Source organism: Acinetobacter sp. ACIN00229, from assembly GCF_016106645.1.
Classification (GTDB): domain Bacteria; phylum Pseudomonadota; class Gammaproteobacteria; order Pseudomonadales; family Moraxellaceae; genus Acinetobacter; species Acinetobacter oleivorans.
In genome coordinates, this window is record NZ_JADWOM010000014.1 from 26,736 (window position 1) to 47,805 (window position 21,070).

Genomic DNA, 21,070 nt, shown 5'->3' on the forward strand with positions numbered 1-21,070 from the left:
TATGAATAAAAATCAAAAGCCACACTTTAAACAAAATGCGATTGCATTGAGCTTCACACTAGGAGTTCATGCAATTGCCATTGTTGGCTTGCTTTTTTTAGGCTTGAGTAAACCACCTGAACAGCCAAAAAAGCTAACAACTATTTTAGTTAAGCCAGAAGATTTACCTCCTCCGTTAGCCAAAGAAGTTGAACAAGAAACTACAGCTACCAATGAAGCAAAAGAGGTGTTAACCCCTATTGTGGATGAAACGCTTCCTGAAAATCTTCCGGCTACGCCCCCTCCTCCAACCGCTCAACAACTTGCTGCTCAAAAACAAAAGGTCGAACAGGCACAGCAAGCAAAATTAGCTGAACAAAAGCGTAAAGCTGAAGAAGCTGCAAAAGCTAAACAAGCAGCAGCAGAACAGCAACGTATAGAGGAAATACAAAAGCAGCAAGCTGAAGCTAAACGCCAAGCTGAGGCTAAAACAAAATCCGAAGCCGAACAAAAACGTAAGGCTGAACAAAGTGCAAAAGCTGAAGCAGATGCTAAGGCAAGACAAAAAGTTGCTGAAGAAGCTAAACAAAAAGCAGAGACCGATGCAAAGCTAAAACGTGAGGCTCAAAAAGCCGAAAACGCTAAACTTCGAGCACAGCAAGAAGCTAAGCAAAAAGCTGAAGCAGACGCTAAAGCTAAACAGCAAAAAGCTAATGACGATGCTAAGCGTAAAGCTGAGGCTGATGCAAAAGCTAAGCAGCAAAAAGCCAATGACGATGCTAAACGTAAAGCTGAAGCAGACGCTAAAGCTAAACAGCAAAAAGCCAATGACGATGCTAAGCGTAAAGCTGAGGCTGATGCAAAAGCTAAGCAGCAAAAAGCTAATGACGACGCTAAACGTAAAGCTGAAGCAGATGCTAAAGCTAAGCAGCAAAAAGCCAATGACGATGCTAAACGTAAAGCTGAAGCAGACACTAAAGCTAAGCAGCAAAAAGCTGCTGATGATGCTAAACGTAAAGCTGAAGCAGATGCAAAAGCTAAGCAGCAAAAAGCTGACGACGCTAAACGTAAAGCTGAAGCAGACGCTAAAGCTAAACAGCAAAAAGCTGCTGATGATGCTAAACGTAAAGCTGAAGCAGAGGCCGAAGCAAAAGCTGCATCTGCTCAAAAAGCACAAGAAGAAGCAGCTCAGAAGAAAGCCGAAGCTAAAAAAATTGCTTCTTCAGCTAGACGTGATTTTGAGCAAAAAATTCGACGCTCTTGGGATGTTCCGACTGGTAGTAGCGGTAAAACAGTTGGTGTCCGTTTTACCCTTTCAGACTCAGGTAGCGTTAATTCTATTGTGATCACACGTTCAAGTGGCGATGATGCTTTAGATGCAAGTATTAAGGCCGCAATTCAAGCATCTGCGCCATATCCTATGCCATTAGACCCTGATGCAAGACGTGAAGCAAGAAGTGTTAACTCTACATTTAGAGCGCAATAATTTTGAAAGAGTTACATGCTTTAAATAGTTTAAGGCATGTAACTATGCTACAAAATCAACAGTCACAAAAATACCTGCTATGACTTTAAACTTATGAATACGAGCCGCAAACACCTGCTATCTTTAGCATTGATCACCGCCTTAAGCCCTATTGCTTCTACAACTGCTTTTGCCCAGTTATATCTGGAAATTGCCAAAGCACCAGATCAGGCACCAAAAATTGCTATTGTCCCGTTTAACAATGACAATGGGCTTTCTCCTATTGTTGAAACTGACTTAAACCGTTCTGGACGCTTTACAAGCTCATCTAAAAATTTGCCTGCGAATGCTGCAATTAATCAGATCCAAGCTTCTGACTGGCAAGCCGCCGGAATTCCATATGTAGTTACTGGACAAATTAAACAAACAGCTACAGGTTTTGAAGTTCATTACCAACTTTATGATGTACAAAAGCAACAATATATTTTAAATGAACTTTTAAATGTACCCGCTTCACGCATACGTCAAGCTGGCCATATGGTGAGTGATGCTATTTATCAGGCACTTACTGGTATTCCAGGTGATTTTAGCGGCCGTATTGCATATGTACTCAGAAACCCTGCCACCCCTGCAGAGCGTTATACTCTACAAATTGCAGATACCGATGGTGAACAGCCAAAAACTGTTTTGTCATCTCGTGACCCAATTCTTTCTCCGGCATGGACACCAGATGCCAAGAAAATTGCTTATGTTTCTTTTGAAACCAAACGTCCAGCAATTTATTTACAAGATTTATCTACTGGAACACGTGAAGTACTCACCAGCTTTAAAGGCCTAAATGGCGCACCGAGTTTTTCACCTGATGGTCAATCAATGCTATTTACAGCATCTATGAATGGCAATCCAGAAATCTATCAAATGGATTTATCAACTCGCCAAGTTAAACGTATGACAAACGACTCGGCAATTGATACAGAAGCACGTTATACACCAGATGGAAAATCGTTTATTTTCACTTCTGACCGTGGTGGTTCAGCCCAAATCTATCGTTATACCTTTGCTGATGGTTCAGTAAAACGTCTAACGTTTAAAGGTTCATTTAATGCACGCGGAACTTTGAGTGCAGATGGCAAAAAGATTGCTCTTGTACATCGTCCAAGTGGCAGCAGTTATAAAGTTGCAATTCAAGACATTAATACTGGCATCACCAATATTCTTACTCCAACCAGTTTAGACGAATCACCAAGTTTCTCACCGAATGGGCAAATGGTGGTCTACGCAACTCGTGAAGGCAACCGTGGCTTGTTATCTATCATGTCTACTGATGGACGTTTCCGTATGAATTTACCAAGTGAACAAGGTGAAGTACGTGAACCAGCTTGGGCACCCAAATAACCTTTAATTCCATTGATGGAGAAGATCATGAAATCAATCAAATATTTAGCTTTACCCTTTCTTAGCGTAGCACTTGTAATGACGGGTTGTGCTAGCCGCAAACCAGCAACAACTACTGCAACTGGCACAAATCCAAGTACAGTTAACACTTCTGGTTTAAGTGAAGATGCGGCATTAAATGCTCAAAATTTGGCTGGTGCTTCATCGAAAGGTGTAACTGAAGCAAATAAAGCTGCTTTGGCTAAACGCGTTGTTCATTTTGATTATGACAGTAGTGATTTATCTACTGAAGACTATCAAACGCTTCAAGCTCACGCTCAATTCCTTATGGCAAATGCAAATTCAAAAGTTGCATTAACTGGCCATACAGATGAACGTGGTACACGTGAGTACAATATGGCTTTAGGCGAGCGTCGTGCTAAAGCTGTTCAAAGCTACTTAATTACCAATGGTGTAAATCCACAGCAACTTGAAGCTGTAAGTTACGGTAAAGAAGCTCCTGTGAATGTAGGACATGATGAATCTGCGTGGAAAGAAAATCGCCGCGTTGAAATTAATTACGAAGCAGTGCCTCCTTTATTAAAATAAGGCATATGCAAAAAAACGCTCATATTTTATGAGCGTTTTTTTATAACAACAAAACTTAAGAAGATTTCTTTTCTTCTTCAGAATGTTGCATAGATTCAATCAAATCATGCTTATTAAAATCTTTATATTCAGGTTTAGCCTCGTAGTCTTTCCAAGCTTCCTGAACATTTTCTTTCGAAATTTCATCTAGATTGATTGGTTCACCTGCTGTTGGGGTCGCATCAAACTTCTTTGTTGTCATTTCGATTCTCCTAAAAATATACAGTCCGTTGTCATATCATCAACATACCATTTAAAATGGGGGTTGTAAGCATAAATCCAACACAAATAAAGTAAGATAATTTTTATTTTGTGACATTCTCATCTAGAATATGCCACGTATTTATCTGACTCATTTTGATGCTTGAAGCACAGGAGCTTTTTTTATGTCCAACCTCACATTGTCCCAATTTTTACAACAACAAAAAGGGAATCTAACACCTGAGTTGGCTCAAGTCATCGACACTATCGCCACCACCTGTAAAACGATCGATCAAGCCTTACAAAAAGGTGCACTCGCTGGTATTTTGGGTAGTGCTGGTAATGAAAATGTTCAAGGTGAAACACAGAAAAAACTTGATGTGATTTCTAATGACTATTTAATTGATGCTTTAAAAGTTCATCCACAAGTGGGTGGCCTCGCTTCTGAAGAGCTTGATGAGTTCACACCTGCACAAGAAAATGGTAAATATCTGGTTTTATTTGATCCATTAGACGGCTCAAGTAACATCGACATCAATATGTGTGTAGGCACAATTTTCTCTATTCTGCCTGCGAAAAATGCGGTAACCCAAGCAGAAGATTTCATGCAAGCAGGTACACAGCAAGTTGCTGCTGGTTACGTACTTTATGGTCCATCAACCATGATGGCCTTAACTGTAGGAAATGGCGTAGTATTCTTTACTTTAGACCCAGAAACTCAAACATTCTTGCTTACTACTGACAATGTTCAAGTTTCAGCAGATACTCAAGAGTTTGCAATTAACGCATCTAACCAACGTCATTGGGAAGAACCTGTAAAACAATATATTGATGAATTACTTGCAGGTAAAACATCTGTACGTGAAAAAGATTTCAACATGCGCTGGGTAGCATGTATGGTGGGTGATATTCACCGTATTTTATGCCGTGGCGGTATTTTCCTTTATCCGTACGACTTAAAAGACCCGAAAAAAGCAGGTCGCTTGCGTTTAATGTATGAAGCAAACCCAATGAGTATGCTGATTGAACAAGCTGGTGGCACATCAACTACAGGCCGTGTTCGCATCTTAGATATTGAACCGACAGAACTTCACCAACGTGTTCCTGTAATTATTGGTTCTAAAAATGAAGTTGAGCGTGTAACAAGCTATCATTAATAATTTTAATTATTTAGGGCATCATAGTATCATGATGCCCTTTTGTTGGATATTTTCTCATGGCGGTTATTTTTTTAGAATCAAAAGACAATGCAAAAATTAAACATTTGCGTGGATTAATCGAACTTAATAGCGCCCGAAAAAAGCACCAACAAACAGTCCTTGAAGGTACCCATCTCTGCTTGACGTGGTTACAACAGCAAAAGAAGATTTTTTCTTTATTTACGACCGAACAAGCATTAGAACATACTGATTTAAAAAAAATAATTGAACTGCATCAAGGTCATATCTTTGTTATTAGTGAAGTTTTATATAGAGATTTGAGCACATTAGGTACAAGCTTACCTTGCTTAGCTATTATTGATTTACCTAAAACTGCATCAACAATTGACTATAAAGTAGATACTTTAATTCTGGAAAATATACAAGATCCAGGTAACGTAGGCACATTGTTACGTTCAGCAGCAGCGGCAAATATTAAACAAATTATTTGCACACAAGGATCTGCATCACTTTGGTCACCACGAGTTTTAAGAGCAGGCATGGGAGCTCATTTTAGCTTACATTGTTTTGAAAACTTTCAACTCACAGATATTCTTCCAAAATTTCAAATACCAGTTTTTGTTACAAGTTCTCATCGCTCAACCAGCCTTTACTCAAAAGATCTTTCAAAACCGTGTGTCTGGATTTTAGGAAATGAAGGCCAAGGGGCAAGTGATTACGCCTTAGATCACGCAGAATCTGTAACTATTCCTCAGCCTGGTGGACAAGAATCATTAAATGTAGCAATTGCAGGATCAATTTGTTTTTTTGAGATGGTTCGTCAACGCCAATAAAACGTTAATTTATTTTACATCTCACATATTTGTGAAAAAAATCAATTACACTAGTAAAAAATAACCGATTGTTGTCAACCTCCCACCTCTTTTCAACGTTATATAAGAGATATATTGAAGATAAGGTGGGTATGTCCAATGACAGGATTTTCCATCTCCATGGATTTAGCACCGAAAAAGTCTCGATCGGAAACATCTAGTGCTCATGCGAGCACGGCTGAACAACGCCTGAAAGTTTTCATGCAAGATGTTACTGGGCGTGCTTTGGTGATGATGGAGAGTGCTACCCAAGGTCAACAAGGTATTGCAATGGATTTGGTTCAAGAAGCATTTATTGCTTTACACAAATCCTATGCCGATAAAAGTACTGAAGAATGGTATCCCCTGTTTTATACTATTTTAAACAACAAACTTCAGGACTGGCGCCGCAAAGAATCTCGTAGAGCAAACCCATTTTCATTCTTCAAAAAAGTTAGTCTGGATAATGACGACGATGAAGTTATTGATGTAGTTGATGAAAAAGCCATTAATCCTGCGGATTTTCTTGATCAAGCAGTGACTATCGAAGAAATTCGAGAAGCAATTTCAAAGCTACCTGTTCGTCAACAACAGGCATTTATGTTACGTGCGTGGGAAGGTTTTGACACACACACAACAGCTCAGATCATGAACTGTACTGAAGGTAGTGTAAAAACCCATTATCACCGAGCAATTCAGGGACTTAGAGAGTACTTAGCCCATTTAAATCCCTTGGGAGGTTCTGATGAATCATGATGATTTCACTAAAAAGGTGACGTCTAAACTTGATAGTTTGGCACATCACCATAAAAATAAAACAGTGGTCATGAATCATGTGCTTGACCATATTCAACAAAAACCAGCCTCTTTTTATAGTGTCTGGAAAATGTCTGGTTTTGCACTTGCAGCTGCGATCACAGGTTTTGTAATTTTACCTAATTCAGCAGATATTGTTGATAAGCCGCAAAATCAAGTGATTGTAAATCCTAAATTATCTCCACAAATGGTGGAAGATTTAGAAATGCTAATGGTCTTGGGTGAGGATAAAGTACAACATGGCAGCTAAAAAATTAGCACTTATCCTTTGTTCATTAAGTTTCCTGCAAACGAGTTTTGCAGGTTTTGAACGATTTTGGATTTTTTCTAAGGATGCCAATACACAAGTTGATGACACATGGAATGCTCTTTCTGAAGAGGAACAACGTGCAGTTATTAAACGCTACCAGAGCTTAAAAGAGTTACCAGCGAATCAAAGTACGAACCTACAGCAACGTATGGACTGGTTTACTCAACTCCCTGATGCTGAAAAAGAAAAAATGCGTGAAGCATGGCAAAAAATGAGTACACAAGAGCGTAATGACTTACGCCAGCGTATGCTTAAAGCGAATGGCGAAGAAAGAACAGCTATTCGTGAAGAGTATATGAACAAGTATTTAGAACATTAAATATAATTCTGTAAAATTCATACACAGTGACTTTAATGTCTTAAATAATTTTCTATGAAAAAACCTCCAATTGGAGGCTTTTTTATACAGTTTATTTACGGTAGCGTCTATAGACCGCTAAACCAAGTAAAGATGCTAAAGACAAAATTCCTAAGCTACCACCACCGCCCCCACCACTTCGAGAATCATCTGTGGTAGTTGCAGTACTTATTAGATTAATTGTCCCAGCCTTAGATGAGATTTTACCATCTGCATCATAAACGTTATAGCTTAATGAATCGTTGAAAACATTAAAGACGTTATTTGCCTGAATATAGATATTTCCGCCATAACAAATTTTATCCTTGTCATCTTTTGGACATGGTCCTTCTTTATCAGCTTTAACTACTTTAAAAATACCATCTTTCGATGTTTTACTTGGTAAATAAATTGGTAACTCTACACCCTTTTCATTTACCCAAAATTGTGATTTAGGCTTTAAAAGCTTGTTTACAGGCCCATCACCGTCATCGTTAGCATATTTAAGTAAATTCAAAGGAATAGTTTCATTTGCAAGATATTTAAAGGTAATTGTTCCATCGCCAGAAATCGGTTCAATATTATTAAAACGAGCTTTTATCAGACCGCTTGAGCTTAATTTATTATCAGCTGTTGTAATTGTATATTTACAATAAGCATAGGTACCAGCTTGAGTCACCGTATCGTCTTTGCGATAAAAAACAATTTGCTGTAAAGCACTATTCCACTCACAGAATACCTTGTCCTGATCAGATAGATCTTTAACTTGTTGAGCATCATATTTATCATCAAGAGATCCAATACCTAATGGCTCAGTTACAATACGATAATCTGTGGTGTTGAAGAACTTCAGCACATGATTAGCGTCTTCAGTCGGTAAAGGTAAATCATAGTTCTTTAAATCAAGATAGATTGCGCGATACTTAAGATTTGCTTTAGTTGTATCAATTAGGTTCTTAAATTCAGCTAAACGTACTTTATAGTAAGTAATAAAGTTAGAAGGCGTCTTAGGGTCCTTAATATAATTATCAAATAAATCATAATTTTGTTGATAAGTATCAATTAAAGTTGTTAATGAAATATTACTAACATCCTCTAAATCACCTGCAGTGAGCTTCATTAACTCCACAGAACCAATATCACAACTATTACGACTTTCTGGCTGATAATATGAGGTACTATCTGTCAAACGGTTTAAACCACGTTGATCAATTGTGGCACAACTTCCTTTACTATCTTGATCAACGTCAATTAAATCTGTGCTAGAAGAAATATTTTTTGGATAGTAAATAGGTAAGAACCCAGTATAAGCAGTTGCCGCTTGTAAAGGACTTAATAAATTGCTGAATGCTTGTGTACTAATATTAATATTAGTCTGACCATCTGGTAGAGATTCCTTTGGAACATCACACTTTGCTGTTGCTGATGTCCAGTCAAGTGCATTGAAATCCAGAGTCAGACCAACACTCTTTTGCTCTGCTGCCGCACCTAAAAGATATTTACAAGCATAACTTCCAGTATTATAAGCCAATACGTTAAAACTTAGCTTTTTTGCGCCCAGTTTGTCGTAGAGGAAAGTACTATTCGCATTGTTTTCAACAATTGTATTATTTAAAAGTACTAAACTACTGCTTGAACTTAAAATACTTGATGTATTGGCTGGATTATTGGTATCACCAGTAAACTTAATAATACTGCCGTTCGTACTATTCGCTATATTTTTTGCAATGGTATTAACCGATAATGTCGCACTAGGTTTACCACAGAACTCAAATGTACTTGTTGAAGCAGTATTACCATTATTCACAATACTATTTGATGTAAGGGTAATCGTACGTGGTGCATAGACAGTATCACTAAAACATCCCATTGATAAAACACTGCCTTGTGTTGCGTTATTACCTTTAAGTAATGAATGACTTGCTGACAAAGTAATATTAGGTGAAGCTAAATAAATTGCTCCACCGTTTGTTGCTTGAGATGATAAAATCTGGCTATTTTGAAAAGCAATATCAGCACCGGCATAAATCGCGCCACCCTGGCCAGTTGTAACGCCATTTTCAAGAATTACATTATTTAAGGTCAAGGGCTGTTTATAGGTAGTCGTATTGAAAATGCGTGATTTACCTTGAGCATTAATACGTGTTTGTAAGTCAAGTTGTGCAGGATAATCATTAGTTAATACGCTTTTTTTCTGCCAATCTACGGGATCAGCACCAAAAATAGCAATATTAGCATTTGGAACTAATTCCTTATTTAGAGTGTAAACTCCTGCTTTAAGCTGAATCGATTTTTGTGTAGTTTCACGCGTATCAATAACAGTACATCCACCATACGATTTACGCAACTCAGCTGTTTTTATCGCTTCACGCAATGAACAAGCATTAGTATTGTCGCCATCTTCATCGTCAAAAGTTGTAACATCAATTCTTCCAGTCGTTGTATCTGCAAATAATGGCATCGCAGAAATCACAGCTAATGCTAATAAAGCCTTTTTATAATTTTTCATAGCCTTTATCATCCTTGATTATGACTTTAAACGTCTTAAAGCAATTAAGCCAAATAGACCAAAAACTAAACCACCACCTACACTTCCGCCTCCACCCGCACTTACAGATTTATCTTCAATACCTGATGGTGGATCTTGTACGATTTGAACTGGAACAGTTAGATAAACATCTGCAGCATCATTAAAACGTGTGGTAGTAGTAACGACTAATAGATTAAATACATCTGCTCCATGCCAGTTCCCATTTGGAACATAAGTTAAATTTCCCTGAGCATCAATAGTTAAAGTCCCTTTAGATGGTGTACTGGTTTGAACAATCTTCATACATCCAGACTGCCAAGCTTGACCATCTGTTCTTTTTCCAAACATTTTTTCACATGCTTGTGAAGAAACTAACTCACCATCACCTATCACATCAGCAATATTAAATTTGGCAATTTCTCCATATTTAATATCTTGACCATGCGTACTAATATCATCTCGGTTAATTGTTAATTCAATTGAACCTAAATCGCATAGCTCATCATAACCACTACGATTTTTTCCACGTTGGTCCTGTTTTTCACAACTTGCTAAGCCGACAGAAGTACCATCACTATATAAACGACCTTTGTTAATTAACAATGATTGTGAAAGGCTAGTATATTTATCGAGAATTCGAGGTTTAAAGAAACCTAAGAAACTATCACTTGGTGTTGAATAAGGGCAAAGCAATCCATCTGCAGGTGGTACATCGCAAATTCCTTCATCTGCATTCCCTGCAATTAATTTTTCATTAGCTGAATATATAATATTTGGTAACTCTGCCGAAGCATTACGATTACATTCTGTTGTTACTAAATTGCTCTGCACAATGGTTTTATCTGTTGCAGATACCTTACAGTTCGTCGTATTGCCTACTAAAATACTATTAGAGACAGAAGCTTTTCCTTGTGGAGCATCAAAATATAAGCCCCCCACATTTTTAATTAGAGTAATATTATTGATCACCATGCCATCACGGACATTGGCAATGAAACTACCTTTATTATGAAAAATCGTACTATTACTTAAACCAATAATACGAGAGGTTAAATATCCTCCCGTACTTTCATCTGCAAATTTAGTTTCAGCATGAAACAATGTGCCATTTGCTGCAGTTACTTCATTATCACGCACTACAGAGCGACTGATATAGTAAAGTGGCATATCACTATATAAAATGCCCCCCTGACTCGCTTTATTATTCTGTATCAGGCTATTAGTAATCGTTACTGAGCCTGCTGTTTTTGTAGTATTTGATAAAATCCCCGCGTTATAAATTGCTCCGCCATTTGTTGCATAGCCATCCAACAAACGTGAATTTTGAATAACTAATTGTTCATGATTATAAATTAAACCGCCGTTACCCTGCGGTACTGTACTCTTTGAACCAGCACCTTTTAAATTGACATCAACAAATGAAACTGTAAAAGAAGCTTTTTCAACACTACCATCATCTATACGGAATAGTTGATCCGTACCAACCATTTTAATAGTTGCATTATGAGAGTTGGGGGCTCCTTCCTCAACCAGAGTAGAATCATTTTTTGCAGTACTAATAGCTACAGGAACAGTAATTACTATACTTTTATTCAAAGTATATTCTTTATCACGCTGCAAAATAATATTTGAAGAAGCATCTTTATTTCCGCAACCATTGTAACCGTTTGCATATTTTTCAACATCAGCAGCATTGGAAGATGCACGATATTTTAGAAATTGTATTGCTTCTCGTAATGAACAGACCGTGTTATCGACGTCTTCATCAGTTGTAGTTGTTACTTGAATATCGGCAGAATAAGCGTGTCCAGCAGCAGCCAATAAAGCAAAAGCAATGCTCCGTTTGAGCATACCCATCTCCTTACATCTTTTTTCATTTTTCTTTGTCAATATTGCAAAATTTCCGCTTTTGCAATCGCATCCTTTGTGCGTACTTTGTCACAGCAAGTAGAATTTCTCAAGACATTTTGGTCGGTCTGTAGAGTCATTTTTGAACCAGCTTACAAAAAGCTTCATACATTTAAAAAACTTTTTTAAATACAAAAAAGTGAATGTTTAAAAATTAGAAAAAGCTTTAAGAAAGATATATAGGCAAGTGCTCTGAAATTAGAAATCTTGTGTCCGAGACACTATTTTTAATAGTTTTTCATGTGCGCAGGTGAGGCAATAAGACAAAATTAAAGAATATCTATTGTTGATATTCATCAATCAAAGCATAAATTTGTCTTAAAGTTGCATTCGAAAGTTTTGTTTTTTCGCCTTTGAGAAGTTTTTCTAACTGAGCAACTGTCTGTAGTAAAAGAGAAGCTTGATGAGGGCCATGTAATAATAAGTAGTCAACAATTTGCTGATCAAAATGGATACCACGTCTAGACATTACAGACATAACCAAAGAATAACGGTCCGCATATAAGCTTCCACTCGGCACTTTAACACTAACAGCTTGCGTAAGTCGTGACTGTAAGTCTGGCAATTCTAACTTTAATTCGATAGGCGCTACACGTGAAGAGAATACTAGCTGTCCTTCGTGATTATTCATTAAATGGAAGACAGCTTTTTGCCAATGAGGCACACCACTAATTGATTCAATATCATCCAAAGCGACAAGATCATAATGCTCTAAAGAAGTAATTGCTTCGATAGGAGCATCAAGGAGTTCAAGCAAAGAAACTTTAATTGCAGATTTGCCTATTTCTAAATAAGAGTCACAAATTGCGGAAAGTAAGTGACTCTTTCCTGTCCCTGCTCCACCGTAGATATAAAACCTACTCACCAGACCAGCATGTAGTTGACGCACAGCATCGACTACATTCCCCCAACTCGGTCCCGAAAAATCACTGATTCGGGCATCAAGTTGAGGTTCTATATCCAGTTGGAGTTGACGCATATATTGAATTAACCTTGAAATTATTTCTGGTTAGGGGATTTCAGTTCATCTGTATCTTGCTGTGTTTTAACTTCAAGATCAAGCTTAGTGCTTTCGGTTTCTACATGAATTTGCTCAATATCGCCATGTTGGATCACTAATGTAGAAGGTGGAGCATAAAGTGAGCTTCTTTCATAATTCTCTCTTAAATGCTTCAACAACACTACAATAACAGCAGCAACAGGCAATGCAATTAACATTCCTAAGAAACCTGCAAGCTGTGCACCTGCCAATACGGCAAAAACAACTGCCACAGGAGATAAACCAATTTTATCACCCAGTAGGAATGGCTGAAGAATATAACCCTCTACCGCTTGGCCAATCATAAATACTACGCCAACCAGTAATAAATGCATCCAATCCAAACCGAACTGGAACAAGCTGGCAATAACAGCTGCAATAATACCTACGGCAAATCCTAAATAAGGAATAATACTGGCAAGACCAGCTACCATACCAATAATAAGACCAACTTCCAAACCAATGAGCTGCAAACCAACTGCATATACTACGCCTAGTAAGAGCATGACGAGAAACTGACCTTTAACAAACGCTCCTAAAACGCTATGGCATTCACCAACAATCTGTAAAGTAGTTGCTTCATATGGGCGTGGAATGAGACGGCGTAAGTTTTGTAGCATACGGTCCCAGTCTAATAAAAAATAAAAAGCAATAATTGGAATTAGAACAACTGTTCCACCAATTTGAATAAAATTTAGACCTGATTGTGCAAGCTTTAATAAGACAGCTTGAATACTATCGGCACTGTAATTTGTCTGAACATAATCCATGACAGCTTTGGACATTTGATCAGTATCAATTTCCATTTGCTGAACATTAAATGTCGAAGAAACCCACGGTAATAGTTCTGCATTAATCCAGTGAATACCTGCTGGAATGCTATCTCGGGCGTAAACCAATTGTTTCCAGATCAGAGGTACCAAATACCATAGTGCAATAGTCAGTGTTACACCGATTCCAATAAACACCACGCTAATTGCTAACCAGCGAGGCAGTTTGATTTTTACCAGAACATCAACGAGTGGACTGAATAAATAAGCCAGGAAAAAAGCACCGATAAAAGGAATGACTACAGGCTTGAGTAAGTACAATACCCATACCAGCAATACAATACCTGCGAGTAAAAGAATACGGCGCAGTATACGATCTTGCATAAAATCTAGCCTTTTTTGATTTAATCGTTATAAATGAAAAAATATTTTTATTAAAGATAGCATTTTCGAGCATAAATAACATAAGAGTTTCGTATATTCAGGTTATAATCTGCCGCCAATGCGGAGACTTCATTTATGAGCAACTCAACTTCTACCCCAAATACCGGTTTAAGCTATAAAGATGCGGGTGTCGACATTGAAGCGGGCGACGCACTGGTCGATCGTATCAAGTCAGTCGCTAAACGTACAAGTCGTCCTGAAGTAATGGGCGGTCTTGGTGGCTTTGGTGCACTATGTAAAATTCCTAAAGGTTATGAAGAGCCTGTTTTAGTTTCTGGAACCGATGGTGTAGGAACTAAATTACGTTTGGCACTTAATCTTAATCGTCATGACACAATCGGCCAAGATCTTGTGGCTATGTGTGTAAATGACCTTTTAGTTTGTGGTGCAGAACCATTATTCTTCCTTGATTATTACGCGACTGGTCACTTAAATGTTGACGTTGCTGCAAATGTTGTTACTGGTATTGGTAAAGGTTGTGAGCTTGCAGGTTGCGCACTTGTAGGTGGTGAAACTGCAGAAATGCCAGGCATGTATGAAGGCGAAGATTACGATCTTGCTGGTTTTGCTGTTGGTGTTGTTGAGCAAAGCAAAATTATTGATGGCTCTAAAGTAAAGTCTGGTGACGTACTTATCGGTGTTGCATCAAGTGGTGCTCACTCGAATGGTTACTCATTACTACGTAAAATTTTAGACGTTAAAAACGTTGATTTAACTCAAGTGATTGATGGTCGTCCTCTTGCAGATGTTGCAATGGAACCAACACGTATCTATGTAAAACCAGTTCTTGAACTTTGCAAACAAGTTGATGTGCATGCTATGGCACACATCACTGGCGGCGGTTTACCTGGTAACTTACCACGTGTATTACCAAATGGTGCTCAAGCAGTCATTGATGAAGCTTCTTGGGAATGGTCTGAGTTATTCCAACTTCTACAACGCGAAGGCAATGTAGAGCGCTTTGAAATGTACCGTACGTTTAACTGTGGCGTAGGTATGGTCATTGCTGTTGATGCAAATGATGCAGAAAAAGCAATTGAAGTGCTTAATGCTCAAGGTGAAAAAGCTTGGAAAATTGGACACATCCAAGAAAATGCTGAATCAGTGGAAGGTGCAGACGAAAAAATTCGTGTGATCTTTGCATGATAAAAATTGCTGTTCTAGTCTCTGGGAACGGCAGTAATTTACAAGCCTTGATAGATGCAAATCTATCAGGGCAAATTGTAGGTGTACTGTCTAATAAAGCAGATGCTTATGCCCTAGAGCGTGCTCAAAAAGCCAATATTGCTACGGCCGTTATTTCTCATAAAGACTTTCCAACTCGTGAAGTGTTTGATGAAGCAATGCATCAACAGCTCTTGGCTTGGCAAGTGGATGTGGTTATTTTAGCCGGTTTCATGCGTATTTTAACTCCCACCTTTGTCAACAAATGGCAAGGGAAAATGCTGAACATACATCCCTCACTTCTTCCAGCTTATAAAGGTGTGAACACTCATCAACGTGTTTTAAATACAGGTGATCGTTTACATGGTTGTACCGTACACTTTGTAACTGCGGAACTGGATTCTGGTCAATCAATTGCCCAATCTGCTATTTCAGTTAAAGAACATGATACTGCCGCTTCATTAGCAAATCGAGTGCATACACTTGAACACTTTATCTACCCACAAGTAGCAGAGTGGTTATGTAACGGTCAACTTACATGGAAAAATGGCCAAGCTTATTTCCGTGATCAAGTTCTTGAACACCCTATTCGTTTTGCAAATTGGTAAAACTTTTTACTCAAAAGCAAAAATAAAAAAGGACATGCCAGCATGTCCTTTTTTATAAGTCTAAAAATTAATTTGGCTGATGATGAATCAATTTCTTTATAGAATTCACTGTATCAATTGGATGTTCTAGAGGAAACATATGCCCACCCTCAACCATAGTAAACGGAATTCCCATTTTTCGCTTTGCCATTTGAGGAAAGCCTCTTTTTAAGAAATCACTTCCTTTACCTACAACTAAATGCACAGGCATCTTAGGTTTTGGCATAGGCAGCCACCACCAAGAAGGATTCTTACGGAAAATTGCAACTTCATCCTCACGAGAAATCGTTAAAGTAACTCCGCCACGGACTGAATCTTCTTTCAAAGCATAATCAATATAAGCCTGAAAACAATCTTCATCAAAATCTTTATAAAATCCTTTAGGACGTAGTAACTCAGCAGCCTGCTCTCTCGAGTCCCAATGTTCACGACGGCGTGCAGATAGACCTGCAGGAGTCATCGCATCAACCAATTTAGGACGAAATAGCTTTGCCATGTGAAATGCAAATGAATATCGTCCTAAAATAAGAGGCGGATCTAACATAATGACTTGAGAAAAGAGTTCAGGACGCTGAAAAGATGCCATCAACGTTAAAACCGAACCAAGAGAATGGCCAAGTCCAATCACTTTACGTCCTTTCGCCTGTCGCACAATACTGTCAACTACCTGATCAACCAAAGCAGGCCAATGGTTAGTCACAGGATAACGTTTATCAGGACCAATCAGAGGAACATAAATAATGTCATATTCCCCTTTTAACTGGTCAAACAGTTTTTGATACACTTTTGATGGCACGCCATTCGCATGAGCAAAGTGTATAACTGGTTTCATTGACATACCGCTATCCTAAAACAGATTTTATTGTAATTTTGCGCTTTGACGAGTCTGCACTTCTTGAGCAATAGATTCACTTACCCCTTGCCCAATTTGTGCCCCCATACGACCTAAAATGGATTGTAATGGGTTGCGCTCAATTGTGTAGTCAACTTTATTATCAAGGTTTAGTTCACGCATCAAGCTCGTAATGTTACCTGAACGGTCAGCAACACCTAACTGAATTGCTTGTTCGCCAGTCCAGAATAAACCAGAAAAAATAGCTGGATCGTTCGATTTCAAACGCTTTCCACGCCCTTCTTTAACTGCAGTGATAAAGTGAGTGTGAACATTATCAAGAACAGATTGAATATGTTGCTTTTGCACAGGATCAATCGGTTTTGTCATACTTAAAATGTCTTTATTCGTTCCTGCCGTTAAAGTCCGATCTTCAATGCCAAGTTTCTGAGCTAAACCAGTAATCCCATAGTTAGGCATGATCACACCAATTGAGCCGACCAGACTTGACGGATTGACAATAATCTCATCCGCAGCAGACGCAATATAATACGCACCTGATGCGCCCATATCACCAATCACAGCGTAAACCTTTTTATCTGGATGCTGTTTTTTCAAATAACGAATTTCCTGCCAGATTTCATCAGACTGAACTGGAGAACCGCCAGGTGAGTTAATATTAAGTGCAATAGCTTTACTATTTGAAGCTTCAAAAGCACGTTTAAGCGCTTTATTGGTATCTTCACTATTTACTGATTGATTACTTGAAGCATCAATAGTTCCAATAATATCCACTACTGCCAAATGAGCACTACTGCTGCTCACCGCAGAGCCTTCTTTGCTGGTTGAACAGCCTTTACCCATGAGTACAATAATGAATAATAAATAAATAAAAGTTAATGTTTTAAAGAAGATTCCCCAACGGCGACTACGGCGCTGTTCCTCTACTGAAGCAAGTACAGCCTTCTCAAGAATTTGCCATTCTGGTCCATTTTGTTTAGGGATTATAGGTTCATTTTGTGGTTTTGGTGGCCAATCGGACATAAAATTCCAATCCAAATTAATCTAAAATGATGTCATTATATACGTTGATTTGATAAAAACTGTCTAAATAATATGATTTCATTTATAATAATTTTATCTTTTTTTAATTATTGCTTCCTTTTTACCGCGATAGATGACCAAATTAGATACAAAAAGCATGAACTACTACCTACTCAAAACTTTTAGCCGCCAGCCAATTCAATTTGGACGTTTTCTTGCTCGTATGTTGGCAGGGTTAATTAATACTTTAAAAATTACTAAAACATCAAAAAGTATAGAACTAAACCTACAAATCGCCCTCCCACATTTAACGCCACAGCAGCGAATAGAAATTACGCAGCAAGCTATTCGTAATGAAGTCACCTCATACTTTGAATTTTTAAGTATTTGGGGCTCATCAAATAGTAAGAATATCGAAAGAATTCATCATATTGAAGGTGAACATTACTTTCACGAAGCACTTGCAGCAAAAAAAGGTGTGGTTTTGATTGTTCCACATTTTGGTACATGGGAAGTCCTGAATGCTTGGTGCTCACAATTCACTTCAATGACAATTTTATACAAGCCAGTAAAAAATGAAGATGCAGACCGTTTTGTTCGAGAAGCACGTAGTCGTGAACAAGCTCACTTGGTTCCTACTGACGAAACTGGTGTAAGACAAATTTTTAAAGCCTTAAAACAAGGTGAAACTACCGTAATTTTACCTGACCATACGCCTAACGTCGGCGGCAGTATGATCAATTATTTTGGTGTTCCCCTTGCCTCAAGTAATTTAAGTACCAAGCTTATTCAAAAAACTAAAGCAAAAGCTTTATTCCTTTACGCGATTCGTAACGAATATGACGGTTTTACAATGCACGTTGAACCTATGGATGAGAAAATCTACGAAGGCAGTGCCGATGATGGAACTTATGTCATTCATCAGGCTATTGAACAACTCATCCATCGTTATCCAGAACATTACCACTGGAGCTATAAACGTTTTAAAGCAAACCCTGCTTTAGATAATATTTATAATATTGATCCAGCTGAAGCTCTTCAAATTGTGGATAAGCTTAAAGCAGAAGCTTCACAAATTTCTGTGAAGCCAAGTACGCTCGAAACGTCGAGTGTATAAAATCATTTGATGATTCTCAGATACAAAACTTAATGTTCCTTGCTCAACTGTGCTTTTAAATGGAATATTAAGTTCTTGTATTCTCGCTAAAACCTCTTTGCTTGGATGACCATATCGGTTATTAAAGCCGGCAGAAGCAATAACAAGCTTGGGGTTTAACGTCGCTAAGAAGTCATAGGCTGAACTATGCTTACTACCATGATGACCTAAGACCAAAACATCTACTTTTAAATCAGGATATTCTTTTATCAATTGATATTCTGCTTCCCATCCCGCATCCCCCATAATTAAATAATTCTGATAACCCCGTACTTGTTTTAAATGAATATAAACGACACAAGAATATTCATTTTGGTTAGTAGGAACTAAATTTAAATCATTTTCTTTAGGCCAAAGTATCTCAATATCTAACTGAGGATATTGCCATTTTTGCCCTTGATGACAATAGGTAAATGGTTCTTTCACCTGCTCTGCCCATAGCTGATTTGATATGACTTGTTTGATAGGAAAAGCCTGAGCGATAAAAGGAAATGCACCACTATGATCTTGGTCAAGATGAGATAACACCACATGATCTAGTTGCTTAATACCTTTCTGACGTAAATATGGAATTACTACATTTTGACCAATACTGAAAGCCTTCTCATCATAAGAACCACCCGTATCAATTAACCATGTCTGCTCTGGATGTTGTAGAAAAATCGCTTGTCCTTGGCCTACGTCTATAATATTTAATTGAATTTGCTGTGAGGTTTTATTCGGAATGATTAAGGGTAAACAACATATAAGACTCCAAGATTTTGGTAAAACACCACGCGGTAAAAATAAAATAATAATGGCACAGCTTAAGCCTATCAAAGCCAGTGATGTCAGACTAAAACCTTGCAACGGCAGAGATAATTTCTCTAAAAGACTAAAACATGTCAGCACCATACTGAGCAAAATATCATTAAGCTGAAAGAGCGCATTTCCAAGTGAATTAAAAATAAGCCACACACAAGCAGCGAAAATATTTAAAGGAACAATAACTCCTCCTAACAGAGGAACAGCAATAATATTTGTAAGAGGTGCTACCCATGAAATCTGCTGAAAGAAAATCAACATTAGAGGACATAGAGCAAGAAATATTTTGCCCTGAGATTCAATTAGGGTTTTAGCTAAAAGAATTATTCTAGATAGCAAACTCAATGAGGCAAGATTTGGAACCTGTACTATGGTTTGATAAATGCGTAATAAAATAAAGCAAGAACCATAAGAGAGCCAAAAACCTGCCGATAAAACACTAAATGGATCAAAAAGTAAAAGTAGACTTGCGCTATAAACCAAGAGTGTAAATGGCTTAACTGGCAGTTTGACCAACAATAAAAAGGTAAATAAAAATACTGAGAGTAAAGTTCTTAAGGCTGGAATTTCAAAGCCGACAAAAGCTGTATAAATCAGAACCCCAAAACATAACGGAATCATTGCCCATATTTGCTTAGGTTGCCACAAATAAAGCTGAGGATAATAACGTCGTACTAATTGATGTAATCCCCAAGATAACAAGATTGCAAAAATGAGAACATGAGGCCCTGAAATGGCCAATAAATGAGAAATTCCTAACTGTTTAAATTGATTTTTAATGTCTTCATTTAAAAGACTTTCATCCCCTGTTAAAAGCGCTAATAGCAATCCTTTATTCTGAAATGGAGATTTTTTTAGCATTAATCTAAATTTTAGACGGAGTTTTTCTATATTTAAATGTTGTCTAGTAAAAAAATTTTGTTGCTGTTTTAAGTGATTTTGATACCCCAACCGATAAATTTCATTAGAGCTTAAAGGTTCAATATGCCGAACACTGAAACCTGACATTATGTTTCGTTGAATGAACCATTGTTCTTGATCAAAAGCACCTGATACGGCATAACTATGAGCTGGTCTGGTTTTACCCGAAATTCGATAGTAATGACCTAATTGTAATTTTGGCTCCTCGATTAATGCACTCTCATTTTCATTTTTTAAATATAGCAACCAATTCACCGCATGAGATGACCGCCCTAGAACTTGAGCGAGTTGCTGTGTCTTATTATCTTTTTCTTCACTTATTCGGTCTATATAGACAACAATCTCTAAAGACTCAGGTTGCATCTCCCGTAGTTGTAGTCTTTCATTTAAGGCATACTGAGCATACTGATGGCCTATAATAAAAAGGCTTAGACCACAGATTAAATAATAAACTCCTTTTAATATGGGACGATTAACAACAAGATGCCGCTTAAAAATATAAAAAATTAAGCAGATAAAGAGCAAAACTTTACCAATCCAACCATATTGCGTTATGAGAGGAATATCTATTCCCATAAATGCAATACCTACAATCCACCCCACTAAAATAAGCTTTAACATTTAAAATCATATCGTTATCTTTTTAGGGGCAAAATTAAAGCCCAACTGA

The 21,070-nt window shown here is 37.7% G+C and carries 19 protein-coding genes; 11 read left to right on the forward strand and 8 right to left on the reverse strand.

The window, feature by feature from the left end:
- The first annotated feature begins 1 nt into the window (after nt 1).
- The 3 genes from tolA to pal all read left to right on the forward strand — a co-directional run bounded on the left by tolA (nt 2) and on the right by pal (nt 3,427).
- Nucleotides 2-1,465 (forward strand): cell envelope integrity protein TolA, encoded by a 1,464-nt coding sequence (gene tolA / locus I7H67_RS13625; RefSeq protein WP_198308097.1) that lies wholly within the window; start codon nt 2-4, stop codon nt 1,463-1,465.
- A 93-nt stretch (nt 1,466-1,558) separates the two neighbouring features.
- Nucleotides 1,559-2,839, forward strand: a complete 1,281-nt coding sequence (gene tolB, locus I7H67_RS13630) for a Tol-Pal system beta propeller repeat protein TolB (protein WP_016137340.1) — start codon at nt 1,559-1,561, stop codon at nt 2,837-2,839.
- Between the two features lie 27 nt (nt 2,840-2,866).
- A complete protein-coding gene (gene pal / locus I7H67_RS13635) occupies nt 2,867-3,427 on the forward strand; it encodes a peptidoglycan-associated lipoprotein Pal (RefSeq protein ID WP_198308098.1) in 561 nt (186 codons plus the stop codon).
- 55 nt (nt 3,428-3,482) lie between these two features.
- Here the strand turns inward: pal and I7H67_RS13640 are convergent, their stop codons facing one another.
- Nucleotides 3,483-3,668 (reverse strand): NF038105 family protein, encoded by a 186-nt coding sequence (locus I7H67_RS13640; protein WP_004790651.1) that lies wholly within the window; start codon nt 3,666-3,668, stop codon nt 3,483-3,485.
- 184 nt (nt 3,669-3,852) lie between these two features.
- Here I7H67_RS13640 and I7H67_RS13645 point away from each other — a divergent pair, with 184 nt between their 5' ends.
- The 5 genes from I7H67_RS13645 (at nt 3,853) to I7H67_RS13665 (ending at nt 7,123) form a co-directional block, all read left to right on the forward strand.
- Nucleotides 3,853-4,824, forward strand: a complete 972-nt coding sequence (locus I7H67_RS13645) for a class 1 fructose-bisphosphatase (RefSeq protein ID WP_013197070.1) — start codon at nt 3,853-3,855, stop codon at nt 4,822-4,824.
- A 59-nt stretch (nt 4,825-4,883) separates the two neighbouring features.
- A complete protein-coding gene (locus I7H67_RS13650; RefSeq protein ID WP_005307562.1) occupies nt 4,884-5,660 on the forward strand; it encodes a TrmH family RNA methyltransferase in 777 nt (258 codons plus the stop codon).
- A gap of 159 nt (nt 5,661-5,819) precedes the next feature.
- A complete protein-coding gene (locus I7H67_RS13655) occupies nt 5,820-6,434 on the forward strand; it encodes an RNA polymerase sigma factor (RefSeq protein ID WP_004790645.1) in 615 nt (204 codons plus the stop codon).
- Nucleotides 6,424-6,744, forward strand: coding sequence for a hypothetical protein (locus tag I7H67_RS13660; RefSeq protein ID WP_004643705.1), 321 nt, complete (start codon nt 6,424-6,426; stop codon nt 6,742-6,744). The genes I7H67_RS13655 and I7H67_RS13660 overlap by 11 nt, the downstream gene beginning before the upstream one ends.
- Nucleotides 6,734-7,123, forward strand: a complete 390-nt coding sequence (locus I7H67_RS13665; protein ID WP_004790640.1) for a DUF3106 domain-containing protein — start codon at nt 6,734-6,736, stop codon at nt 7,121-7,123. The genes I7H67_RS13660 and I7H67_RS13665 overlap by 11 nt, the downstream gene beginning before the upstream one ends.
- A gap of 91 nt (nt 7,124-7,214) precedes the next feature.
- Here I7H67_RS13665 and I7H67_RS13670 read toward each other — a convergent pair whose 3' ends face one another.
- The 4 genes from I7H67_RS13670 to cxpE form a co-directional block, all read right to left on the reverse strand.
- Nucleotides 7,215-9,650 (reverse strand): CSLREA domain-containing protein, encoded by a 2,436-nt coding sequence (locus I7H67_RS13670; RefSeq protein ID WP_198308099.1) that lies wholly within the window; start codon nt 9,648-9,650, stop codon nt 7,215-7,217.
- Between the two features lie 18 nt (nt 9,651-9,668).
- Complete coding sequence (gene rbtA, locus I7H67_RS13675) at nt 9,669-11,528, reverse strand: rhombotarget A (RefSeq protein ID WP_198308100.1); 1,860 nt, start codon at nt 11,526-11,528, stop codon at nt 9,669-9,671.
- Between the two features lie 331 nt (nt 11,529-11,859).
- Nucleotides 11,860-12,558 (reverse strand): DnaA regulatory inactivator Hda, encoded by a 699-nt coding sequence (gene hda, locus I7H67_RS13680; protein ID WP_198308101.1) that lies wholly within the window; start codon nt 12,556-12,558, stop codon nt 11,860-11,862.
- 20 nt (nt 12,559-12,578) lie between these two features.
- The gene (cxpE, locus tag I7H67_RS13685; RefSeq protein WP_004790632.1) at nt 12,579-13,772 is read right to left on the reverse strand and encodes a chloramphenicol efflux transporter CxpE; all 1,194 of its coding nucleotides are present in this window, start codon (nt 13,770-13,772) and stop codon (nt 12,579-12,581) included.
- Nucleotides 13,773-13,907: 135 nt separating this feature from the next.
- On the opposite strand from cxpE, the gene purM reads away from it, so the two are divergent.
- Together purM and purN are read left to right on the forward strand one after the other, a co-directional pair.
- Nucleotides 13,908-14,978: a phosphoribosylformylglycinamidine cyclo-ligase gene (gene purM / locus I7H67_RS13690; protein ID WP_005307576.1), complete on the forward strand. Its 1,071-nt coding sequence runs from the start codon at nt 13,908-13,910 to the stop codon at nt 14,976-14,978.
- Nucleotides 14,975-15,604, forward strand: coding sequence for a phosphoribosylglycinamide formyltransferase (gene purN, locus I7H67_RS13695; protein ID WP_042898538.1), 630 nt, complete (start codon nt 14,975-14,977; stop codon nt 15,602-15,604). The genes purM and purN overlap by 4 nt, the downstream gene beginning before the upstream one ends.
- A 67-nt stretch (nt 15,605-15,671) precedes the next feature.
- On the opposite strand, the gene I7H67_RS13700 is transcribed toward purN, so the two are convergent.
- The gene (locus I7H67_RS13700) at nt 15,672-16,481 is read right to left on the reverse strand and encodes an alpha/beta fold hydrolase (protein WP_198308102.1); all 810 of its coding nucleotides are present in this window, start codon (nt 16,479-16,481) and stop codon (nt 15,672-15,674) included.
- Nucleotides 16,482-16,502: 21 nt separating this feature from the next.
- Entirely contained in the window at nt 16,503-17,519 is a 1,017-nt protein-coding gene (sppA, locus tag I7H67_RS13705; protein ID WP_004790623.1) for a signal peptide peptidase SppA, read from the reverse strand.
- A 133-nt stretch (nt 17,520-17,652) separates the two neighbouring features.
- Between sppA and I7H67_RS13710 the strand changes: the two genes are divergently transcribed.
- The gene (locus I7H67_RS13710; RefSeq protein ID WP_198308103.1) at nt 17,653-18,636 is read left to right on the forward strand and encodes a lysophospholipid acyltransferase family protein; all 984 of its coding nucleotides are present in this window, start codon (nt 17,653-17,655) and stop codon (nt 18,634-18,636) included.
- On the opposite strand, the gene I7H67_RS13715 is transcribed toward I7H67_RS13710, so the two are convergent.
- On the reverse strand, nt 18,589-21,021 hold the full coding sequence (locus I7H67_RS13715) for a DNA internalization-related competence protein ComEC/Rec2 (RefSeq protein WP_198308104.1): 2,433 nt from the start codon (nt 21,019-21,021) through the stop codon (nt 18,589-18,591). The genes I7H67_RS13710 and I7H67_RS13715 overlap by 48 nt on opposite strands.
- Between the last annotated feature and the right edge of the window lie 49 nt (nt 21,022-21,070).

Coding starts and splice junctions, on each gene's coding strand:
- tolA (WP_198308097.1), top strand. CDS start 2: ATGAATAAAAATCAAAAGCCACACTTTAAACAAAATGCGATTGCATTG.
- tolB (WP_016137340.1), top strand. CDS start 1,559: ATGAATACGAGCCGCAAACACCTGCTATCTTTAGCATTGATCACCGCC.
- pal (WP_198308098.1), top strand. CDS start 2,867: ATGAAATCAATCAAATATTTAGCTTTACCCTTTCTTAGCGTAGCACTT.
- I7H67_RS13640 (WP_004790651.1), bottom strand. CDS start 3,668: ATGACAACAAAGAAGTTTGATGCGACCCCAACAGCAGGTGAACCAATC.
- I7H67_RS13645 (WP_013197070.1), top strand. CDS start 3,853: ATGTCCAACCTCACATTGTCCCAATTTTTACAACAACAAAAAGGGAAT.
- I7H67_RS13650 (WP_005307562.1), top strand. CDS start 4,884: ATGGCGGTTATTTTTTTAGAATCAAAAGACAATGCAAAAATTAAACAT.
- I7H67_RS13655 (WP_004790645.1), top strand. CDS start 5,820: ATGGATTTAGCACCGAAAAAGTCTCGATCGGAAACATCTAGTGCTCAT.
- I7H67_RS13660 (WP_004643705.1), top strand. CDS start 6,424: ATGAATCATGATGATTTCACTAAAAAGGTGACGTCTAAACTTGATAGT.
- I7H67_RS13665 (WP_004790640.1), top strand. CDS start 6,734: ATGGCAGCTAAAAAATTAGCACTTATCCTTTGTTCATTAAGTTTCCTG.
- I7H67_RS13670 (WP_198308099.1), bottom strand. CDS start 9,650: ATGAAAAATTATAAAAAGGCTTTATTAGCATTAGCTGTGATTTCTGCG.
- rbtA (WP_198308100.1), bottom strand. CDS start 11,528: ATGGGTATGCTCAAACGGAGCATTGCTTTTGCTTTATTGGCTGCTGCT.
- hda (WP_198308101.1), bottom strand. CDS start 12,558: ATGCGTCAACTCCAACTGGATATAGAACCTCAACTTGATGCCCGAATC.
- cxpE (WP_004790632.1), bottom strand. CDS start 13,772: ATGCAAGATCGTATACTGCGCCGTATTCTTTTACTCGCAGGTATTGTA.
- purM (WP_005307576.1), top strand. CDS start 13,908: ATGAGCAACTCAACTTCTACCCCAAATACCGGTTTAAGCTATAAAGAT.
- purN (WP_042898538.1), top strand. CDS start 14,975: ATGATAAAAATTGCTGTTCTAGTCTCTGGGAACGGCAGTAATTTACAA.
- I7H67_RS13700 (WP_198308102.1), bottom strand. CDS start 16,481: ATGTCAATGAAACCAGTTATACACTTTGCTCATGCGAATGGCGTGCCA.
- sppA (WP_004790623.1), bottom strand. CDS start 17,519: ATGTCCGATTGGCCACCAAAACCACAAAATGAACCTATAATCCCTAAA.
- I7H67_RS13710 (WP_198308103.1), top strand. CDS start 17,653: ATGACCAAATTAGATACAAAAAGCATGAACTACTACCTACTCAAAACT.
- I7H67_RS13715 (WP_198308104.1), bottom strand. CDS start 21,021: ATGTTAAAGCTTATTTTAGTGGGGTGGATTGTAGGTATTGCATTTATG.